Genomic DNA, 8,182 nt, shown 5'->3' on the forward strand with positions numbered 1-8,182 from the left:
TCTTCTGGCCAAAAATATCCCGGGGTGAATTGGCGCTTTGCGCCAAGAGGGGCAGCGCCCCTGCCACCTTGCGAATAGAGCACTCCCCGATGGCCCCTTTCAGGACGCCCGGCCTTCGGATCGCGTCGCAAGCGGATCCGCGCTAATCGCCCCGGGACCGTCCCCCGAGAAAATCTCAGCCCGGCCGGCCGCCCCGCCTCCCATCCGCTACCGTCTCCCGCAGCGTGTCTCCGCCCGCCAGCGGCGCGAAGCGAATGTCGGCGCTGAGCCCGCCAAGCGCCGGAGAGCGCCCGAGCACGACCCGCGCGCCGAGCCGTCCGGCAATCGCGGCCACGATCGAGAGGCCCAGTCCCGCGCCGTCTCCCTGCGCCGCCTCGCCGCGCCGGAAGCGCCCGAACAACGCTTCGCGGGCCTCCGGATCGATGCCCGGGCCGCTGTCCTCGACCCGCAGCCAGCCGGCGCCGTCGGCGCTGCCGCAAGACACCCGGATACGCGCCGCCTCGCCGCCGTGCTGGATGGCGTTCTCGACGAGGTTGCCGACCAGCATCTCGATATCGCCGGGCCGCGCGCGCACCCTGCCCGGCGCGCAGTCCAGGTCGAGATCGGCGCCATGCCGCACCGCCTGCGGGAAGAGCTCGGCGGCGATCTCGGTGATGTGCCGGTCGAGCTCGCACTCCGGCAGATCCTCGCGCAGCACCGCATCGGCCCGCGCCTGCCGCAACAGCTGCTGCGCCAGACGGGTCGAGCGGGCGACCCCGCGCAGGATCTGGTCGAGCGCCTCGCGGGTCTCGGGATCGAGCGCCGCGCGGTCGATGGTCTCGGCCTGGGCCCGGATCGCCGCCAGCGGCGTGCGCAACTCGTGGCCCGCGTCGGCGACGAAGCGGCGCTCCTGCGCGATGGCCCGATCAAGCCGGGCCAGAAGATGGTTGAGGGCGGCAACCAGTGGCGCCAGTTCCTCGGGCAGATCCGCGTCCGGCACCGGATCGAGCGCATCGGGCCGCCGCGCCTCGAGTTCCTCGCGCAGCGTCTCTACCGGGCGCAGCGCCCGGCGGGTCGCTGCGACCAGCACCGCCGCCATCCCCAGAAGCCCCAGCGCCATCGGGATCGCCGCGCCGCCGACGATCGCTGCGGTCAGCTGCCGGACCTCCTCGCGCTCGATCCCGGCGATCACCGTGAGCGTGCCCCCCCGGGCGCTGGCCTCGGCGAGATAGACATCGCCCGCTGCCGCCTCCACCGAGATCAGGCCCTCCGGAGCGCCCGCCGAGCGCAGCACCGGCAGCCCCTCGCGCAGCACCACGACAAAGATGTTCCGGTCGCGCCGATGCTGGACGGTCTCGAGCACCGCCTCGGCGCTGAGCGCCTGCCCGTCGAGCACCTGCGCCAGCGTGACCGCCAGATGGTCGAGCTGATCGAGATAGGAATCCTCGAGCTCAGTCCAGCTGCGCAGCAGGATGAAGGCGCAGGCGACCAGCCAGATCAGCGCCAGGGACGGCAGCAGCTCGCGCAGGAGCCTGCGGCGCAGACTGTCGCGCGGCGCGGTCATGGCATCATGTACCCGACACCGCGCAGGGTGCGGATCCGGTCGGCACCGATCTTGCGCCGCAGCGCCGAGACATAGACCTCGACCGTGTTGCTCTCGGCCCCTTCCTCCCAGCCATAGAGCATCTGCTCGATCTGGGTCTTGGGCACCACCTTGCCGCGGCGTTCGGCGAGATAGACCAGCAGCCGGAACTCCTTTTGCGGCAGGTGCAGCGCCCGACCCTGCAGGGTGACGGTATTGGCCCCGAGATCGAGGCTCAACGCCCCGAGCTCGATCCGGTCGTCGCCGCGGCCATGCGCCCGCCGCAGCAGGGCGCGGCAACGCGCCAGCAGCTCGCCGGTGTCGAAGGGCTTGAGCAGATAGTCGTCGGCCCCGTGATCGAGGCCGCGGATGCGGTCCTCGACGCCGTCGCGCGCGGTCAGCACCAGCACCGGCGTGGCATCGCCCCGGTCGCGCAGCCCGCGCAACAGCGACAGCCCGTCGCGCCCCGGCAGGCCGAGATCCAGCACCACGAGGTCGAATCCGCCGCCGCGCAGCATTGTCTCGGCCTCGATTCCGTCGCGGCTCCAGGTCACGTCGGCCCGGTCGCGGCCAAGGCTCTTGGTCAGGGCATCGCCCACCAGAGGGTCGTCTTCCACCAGCAGAATGCGCATGGTCTCTCCGTTCGAGGGGAATGGGCCGCATAGTCGCGGAAACGGACGCCAAGCTGAAGCCCCCGAGCGGCGCGTCGATTCTGCACCTTACTGACGCAACATGAGGCCAACCTGAAGCTGTGGCGCCATCTCATACACAGTTTGTTTTGTTGTTTTTCAATGTTTTGATGGCCAATCTAGAGGTACGATTGCCCGCCGCCGCCGGTGCGCCGCCTTGCCGCCAGAAGGGCCCTGCCATGCGAATGATCCGTGTCCTGATCGCCTTGATGCTGCTCGCAGGCGCAAGCCTCGGCGGCTTCGTTCTGACCCAAGACATACTGACCACCATTGCCACCACCCTCGGCGCCGTGCCGCTGGCGCAGGCCACCGGCATGGACACCATCGGCGGGCTCGCGCTTGCATTCATGCTGACGCTCGTCGTCACAACCGTGATCTGCTTGCGGGCGCAGGGCATGCGAGTCCACCGGACGGCCCGCGCCCAGACCGAAGGACCGGCGGAATGACCGCCGCAGAGTTTCAACAGAGGAGGACCATCACATGAACCATCAACCCCGCATGACCGCGAAGGACTTCGCCCCAGAGCTGCTCGAGCTCTACGATTTCTATGCCCATGGCATGATCACCAAGCGCGAGTTTCTCGACCGCGCCGGCAAGTTCGCCGTGGGCGGGCTGACCGCCGCGGCGATCCTCGGGATGATGTCGCCGGACTACGCCATGGCCGAGCAGGTCAGCTTCAACGACCCCGACATCAAGGCCGAGTGGATCAGCTATCCCTCGCCCAATGGCCATGGCGAGATGCGCGCCTATTACGTCCGCCCCACCGGCGTTGAAACCGCGCCGGGCGTGGTCGTGGTGCACGAGAACCGCGGCCTCAACCCCTATATCCGCGATGTGGCGCGGCGGCTGGCCAAGGCCGGCTTCATCGCCATGGCGCCGGACGGGCTGACGCCGATGGGCGGCTACCCCGGCAATGACGAGGAAGGCCGCGAGCTGCAGCGCCAGGTCGATGGCGAGAAGCTGATGAACGACTTCTTCGCCGCGATCGAATACCTGATGGCGCAGGACGAGGTGACCGGCAAGGTCGGCATCACCGGCTTCTGCTACGGTGGCGGAGTCTCGAACGCCGCGGCGGTGGCCTATCCCGAGCTTGGCGCCGCTGTCCCCTTCTACGGCCGCCAGCCCGCCGCCGAGGACGTGCCGAAGATCCAGGCCCCGATCCTGCTGCACTACGGCGAACTCGATGAGCGCGTGAATGCGGGCTGGCCGGCCTACAAGGAGGCGCTTGACGCCAACGGCAAGACTTACGAGGCGCATATCTATGAGGCCGCCAACCACGGCTTCCACAACGATTCCACTCCGCGCTACGACGCGGACGCCGCCGAGCTCGCTTGGTCGCGCACGCTCGACTGGTTCCGAGAATACCTGACCTGACCCCTGAAGGAGACCACCGATGGCAACCCCGCAAGACACCGCGCCAGAGCATTATTCGCGCAGCCAGAAGCTGCTGCACTGGGCGGTCGTGCTGCTCATCGCGGCGCAATACCTGCTGTTCGACCGCATGGGGCGCGCGTTCCATGCGCAGATCGACGGCACTGACGGCGCCTATACGGTGGTCTCCGTCTCGCACATCGTCGTCGGCGCGCTGATCCTGGCACTGGCGCTCTGGCGGCTGGCGCTGCGCCATCGGCGCGGCGTGCCCGAGCTGCCCGAGACCGAGCCGGGCTGGGCGGCAATGCTGGCCAAAACGACGCACGGGCTGATCTATGCGCTGCTGATCGGGCTGCCGCTGCTCGGGCTGTCGGCATGGTTCCTCGGCGTCGGACAGGCCGCCGGCCTGCACGAGATCGGCACCACGGTGCTGCTCTGGGTCGTCGGGCTGCACGTGGCGGGCGCGCTGGTGCATCAGTTCGTCTGGAAAGACGGGCTGATCCGCCGCATGACCTGACCTAGCGGGCGGGGCGGCGGCGCGATGGCGCGGCCGTCCCTCCAGTGACGGTTCTCATTCCGGCGCCCGCGCCGAGGGGGACGCGCGTGCTCTTCACAGCGGCTGAGGCGGCGATCAGGCCCCTCTCCAGACGGCGGCTTGAGCCGGGCAACCGCATCGCGGCCCCGCAAGCCCGCCACGTCCGACCGTGACACGCGCAAGGAGGCGCGTCACAGCTCGGGCTGACAATCGACGCTCTCCACCTCGGCCGCGAGCACCGGGTCGGGCTCGAGCGAGAACCCGAAGCGCAGCTCCGCTGTGCCCCCGCCGATGCCATCGCGGATCGCAAACGCCGTGCGACCCTGTTCCCAGACCGAGCGCGGCGCTTCGGCGCCGAGGCTCGTGTAGGACACGCTCGCCTCGCAGAACAGCGCGATCTCGTCCTTCAGAAAAGGCGCGTAAGCCTCCGGAATCTCGAGGCCGATGCTCAGCCGAAGCGTGCAGCCCGACAGCCCCTGCCCGGCATCGCTGTCGCGCTCGCAGTCGAACCGCGCCACCTCCGCCGTCAGCGGCGCTTGCCCGGCGCCCCCCGGAGCCGTGGGCCACGGCCTTGGCAACGCGGGCGCCGGATCGGCGGGCGGAGGCGCCGCCTGAGACGCTCCGAACGGCGCGTTGCGGAACGAGCGCTGACCGGTCCGCCTGCCATCGGCGTCGGTGCCAGGAACGAGCCGCATCCCTTCGCCGGTCCCGGCGGTCCGCGTGTCGTCCGCCCAACCGAGCCCCGCAAGGGCCCGCATCTCGACCCAGCCGGAGGGATAGATCCCGCCGGGATCGACAAGCTGCACCCAGCCGCCACGCACCGCCAACACGCTCAGGATCGCGCCCGGCCCGGGCCGGCCGATCACCCGGCTGCCGTGGTTCGGCGCCCGACGCAGATCGAGCGGGCGCTGGTCGAGCCTGACGGCACGGCCGGGCTCGAACGCCTCCGCCGCAAGCGGGAGCGACAGGGCAAGCAACAGGGCAGCCAACGCGGCCCGGATCGGGACAAGGGTCATCTGAGCGCTCCTCTCTTGCCGCCCAGAGCACCACCGCGCGCGCGAAAGCGCAAGAGGGGTGTGCGGGAGGAACCCGCGCTCACGGGCGTCTTGACCCCCGCCCGGTGCCGGAGCCCGGTGGAACAGGTCGCGGCGTGGCGTTCTGCCTGCTGCCATACCCCCGGCGTCCCGCCGGAAACCGCAGCGCGCCGCACCAGCTGGGACCACGCCAAAGGCCCAGCCTGTCGCGCATGGCCCGGCACCGCGGGCAGATCTGACGCGGACGACCCCGACCTCGCCTCACGCCTGTTTGCAAGAAGGTGATGGCGGAACCCGGGCTCCGCCCCTACCTTCGTCACGAAGGAGAGCCGCGCATCGGACGATGCGCCGCACGAGGGAGGAGGCAGGATGTTCATCGGCATCGATGTAGGCACCGGGAGTGCCCGCGCCGGCGTGTTTGACGCCACCGGCCAATTGCTGGCGACCAGCGGGCACGACATCACCATGTGGCGGCCGCGCCCGGGATGGGCACAGCAAAGCTCTGCGGACATCTGGGCGGCGGTCTGCAAGGCGGTGCGCGCGGCAATGGCGACCGCGCAGGTCGGCTCCGACGACATCGCAGGTCTCGGCTTCGACGCAACCTGCTCGCTGGTGCTCTCCGACGCCGAGGGCCGTCCGGTCTCGGTCGATCCCGGCGGCGCGCCCGAGCAGGACGTGCTGGTCTGGATGGATCACCGGGCGCTGGCCGATGCCGATGAGATCAACCGCATCGGTGGCGCACCGCTCGATCACGTCGGCGGCCTGATCAGCCCCGAAATGCAGATGCCCAAGCTGCGCTGGCTGCAGCGCGAGCTGCCCGAGCGTTTCGCCCGCGCCGCGCAGTTCCACGATCTGCCTGACTGGCTGGTCTGGCGCGCCTGCGGCAACCCGGCCCGCTCGCTCTGCTCGATGGCCTGCAAATGGACCTATCTCGGGCATCTCGGCCTGCAGGGCGAGGGCTGGGATGACGAATTTCTGGCGTCTATCGGTCTCGACGCGCTCACCGGCCCCGAAGGTCACGCCCGGCTCGGCAGCGAAATCGCCCCCCCGGGGACAGCCCTTGGCGGGCTCGGCCCCGAGGCTGCCCGGGAATTGGGGTTGCGCGAAGGCACGCCGGTCGCGGCGAGCCTGATCGACGCCTATGCCGGCGCGCTCGGCACTCTGGGCGCAGGCAGCGGCCCCAGCCTCGCGATGATCGCCGGCACCTCGACCTGCCACATCACCGTCAGCGAAACGCCGGCCTTTGTGCCGGGCGTGTGGGGGCCGTATTTCGGCGCCCTCCTGCCCGGGCTCTGGGCCAATGAAGGCGGGCAATCAGCCGCCGGCGCGCTGATCGACGCCATTCTGTCCCGCCACGGCGCCTATGCGGAGCTTTGCGATGAGGCCGGACGCGCCGGCCGTCATCCGACCGAGCTGCTGCACGACACGCTGCAGGCGATGACCGAGGAGACCGCCCTGCTCAGCCGCGACCGTCACGTTCAGCCCGATGCGCATGGCAACCGCTCGCCGCTGGCCCAGCCGTGGCGCCGGGGCGGGATCGACGGCATCACCCTCGACACCGGGCGCGAGGACCTCGCGCTCGACTATCTCGCGACGCTGCAGGCGCTGGCCTACGGCACCCGCCACGTGCTCGAGGCGCTGCGTGGCGAAGGGGTGGAAATCGCCAGCATCATCGTCTCAGGCGGATTGGCGAAGAACCCGCTGTTCCTGCGCGAGACGGCCGATGCCTGCGGACTGCCGGTGATCGTGCCCGATTGTCCCGAGCCGGTGCTGCTGGGCTCTGCGATGCTCGCCGCCGTGGCCGCTGGACAGCAGCCTGCGCTTGCGGCGGCGATGACGGCGATGGCCTCGCCTGCGCAGGAGATCCGGCCGCGCGGCGGCGAGATTGCCGCCTATCACGGACGCAAGTACCAGGTGTTCCGGCGGATGCAGGACGACCACGCCGCCTATCGCGAGATCATGACGCCAGATCGCCCGCCCCGCGACGGCTGAGCCGCGCGGGGCCTGACTTCGGCAGAGCCGAACGCTCAGCCGTGCAGCGCCCATTCGGGACCGCCGAACCGGCCCTTGGCAAACTGCTCCTGGTGCCAGTGCGGATAGATCAGCGGCGGCCGGCTCACCGCGTCGATGCGGGCGAGCTCTGCGTCGCTCAGGCTCAGATCCAGCGCCCGGAGGTTGCGCTGCATCTGCGCAGGGGCACTGGCGCCCACCACCAGCGAGGCCACCGCGGGCCGGGTGAGCAGCCAGGCCAACGCCACCTGCGCCGCCTCGACCTCGTGCTCGGCCCCGATCTCGGACAGCACATCGACGACGTCCCACAGCCGGTCCCAGTCGCGGATCGGCGGCTCGGTCCAGCCCTTGGCCTGCCGGCTGCCCTCCGCAAAGCCGTCGCGGCGGTGCTTGCCGCTGAGCAGGCCCGCGGCGAGCGGGCTCCAGACCGTCACCCCGAGGCCCTGATCGAGCGAGATCGGCAGCAGCTCGTACTCGGCCTCGCGGGCCTCGACGGTGTAGTGGATCTGCTGCGTCACGAAGCGCGTCAGGTTGTGCCGCTCCGACGCCATCAGCGCCTTCATCAGCTGCCAGCCGGTATAGTTGGAACAGCCGGCGTAGCGGATCTTGCCCTGTTTGACGAGCGTGTCGAGCGCCTCCATGGTCTCCTCGACCGGGGTCAGCCCGTCCCATTCGTGGATGTGGTAGAGATCAATGTGATCGGTGCGCAGCCGCTTGAGACTGCGCTCGCACTCCCGGATCAGATGCCAGCGGCTGGCACCCTCGTCATTCGGCCCGTCGCCGATCGGCATCCGCGCCTTGGACGAGATCAGCACCTCCTCGCGCCGCCCATCCAGCGCCTCGCCGAGGATCTCCTCGGCCAGCCCCGTCGAGTACATGTTGGCGGTGTCGAGCAGAGTGATGCCGTGATCGAGACAAGTGTCGATGAGCGCCCGCGCCTCGGCGACGCCCTGCGAACCGACCATCCCGAAATTGCCCTTGC

8 protein-coding genes are annotated in these 8,182 nt (G+C 70.1%); 4 read left to right on the top strand and 4 right to left on the bottom strand.

Annotated features, from left to right (window positions below):
* Positions 1-175 precede the first annotated feature (175 nt).
* Both AC6RA4_RS20885 and AC6RA4_RS20890 read right to left on the bottom strand, forming a co-directional pair.
* Positions 176-1,543 carry an ATP-binding protein gene (locus AC6RA4_RS20885; RefSeq protein WP_500163611.1) on the bottom strand — a complete coding sequence of 456 codons (1,368 nt, stop codon included), beginning with the start codon at positions 1,541-1,543 and terminating at the stop codon, positions 176-178.
* Positions 1,540-2,193 carry a response regulator gene (locus AC6RA4_RS20890; protein ID WP_500163612.1) on the bottom strand — a complete coding sequence of 218 codons (654 nt, stop codon included), beginning with the start codon at positions 2,191-2,193 and terminating at the stop codon, positions 1,540-1,542. The genes AC6RA4_RS20885 and AC6RA4_RS20890 overlap by 4 nt, the downstream gene beginning before the upstream one ends.
* Before the next feature lie 236 nt (positions 2,194-2,429).
* Between AC6RA4_RS20890 and AC6RA4_RS20895 the strand changes: the two genes are divergently transcribed.
* The 3 genes from AC6RA4_RS20895 to AC6RA4_RS20905 are packed head-to-tail and all read left to right on the top strand — an operon-like array spanning position 2,430 to position 4,138.
* On the top strand, positions 2,430-2,696 hold the full coding sequence (locus tag AC6RA4_RS20895) for a hypothetical protein (protein WP_500163614.1): 267 nt from the start codon (positions 2,430-2,432) through the stop codon (positions 2,694-2,696).
* 34 nt (positions 2,697-2,730) lie between these two features.
* Positions 2,731-3,624: a YghX family hydrolase gene (yghX, locus tag AC6RA4_RS20900; RefSeq protein WP_500163615.1), complete on the top strand. Its 894-nt coding sequence runs from the start codon at positions 2,731-2,733 to the stop codon at positions 3,622-3,624.
* Between the two features lie 19 nt (positions 3,625-3,643).
* Positions 3,644-4,138: a cytochrome b gene (locus tag AC6RA4_RS20905; protein ID WP_500163617.1), complete on the top strand. Its 495-nt coding sequence runs from the start codon at positions 3,644-3,646 to the stop codon at positions 4,136-4,138.
* A gap of 209 nt (positions 4,139-4,347) precedes the next feature.
* Here the strand turns inward: AC6RA4_RS20905 and AC6RA4_RS20910 are convergent, their stop codons facing one another.
* On the bottom strand, positions 4,348-5,172 hold the full coding sequence (locus tag AC6RA4_RS20910; RefSeq protein ID WP_500163619.1) for an SH3 domain-containing protein: 825 nt from the start codon (positions 5,170-5,172) through the stop codon (positions 4,348-4,350).
* A gap of 387 nt (positions 5,173-5,559) precedes the next feature.
* Between AC6RA4_RS20910 and AC6RA4_RS20915 the strand changes: the two genes are divergently transcribed.
* On the top strand, positions 5,560-7,182 hold the full coding sequence (locus AC6RA4_RS20915; protein WP_500163621.1) for an FGGY-family carbohydrate kinase: 1,623 nt from the start codon (positions 5,560-5,562) through the stop codon (positions 7,180-7,182).
* Positions 7,183-7,217: 35 nt separating this feature from the next.
* Here the strand turns inward: AC6RA4_RS20915 and AC6RA4_RS20920 are convergent.
* On the bottom strand, positions 7,218-8,182 hold a 965-nt coding region (locus tag AC6RA4_RS20920; RefSeq protein ID WP_500163623.1), incomplete at its 5' end, for an aldo/keto reductase.

This window comes from Salipiger sp. (genome assembly GCF_059781815.1).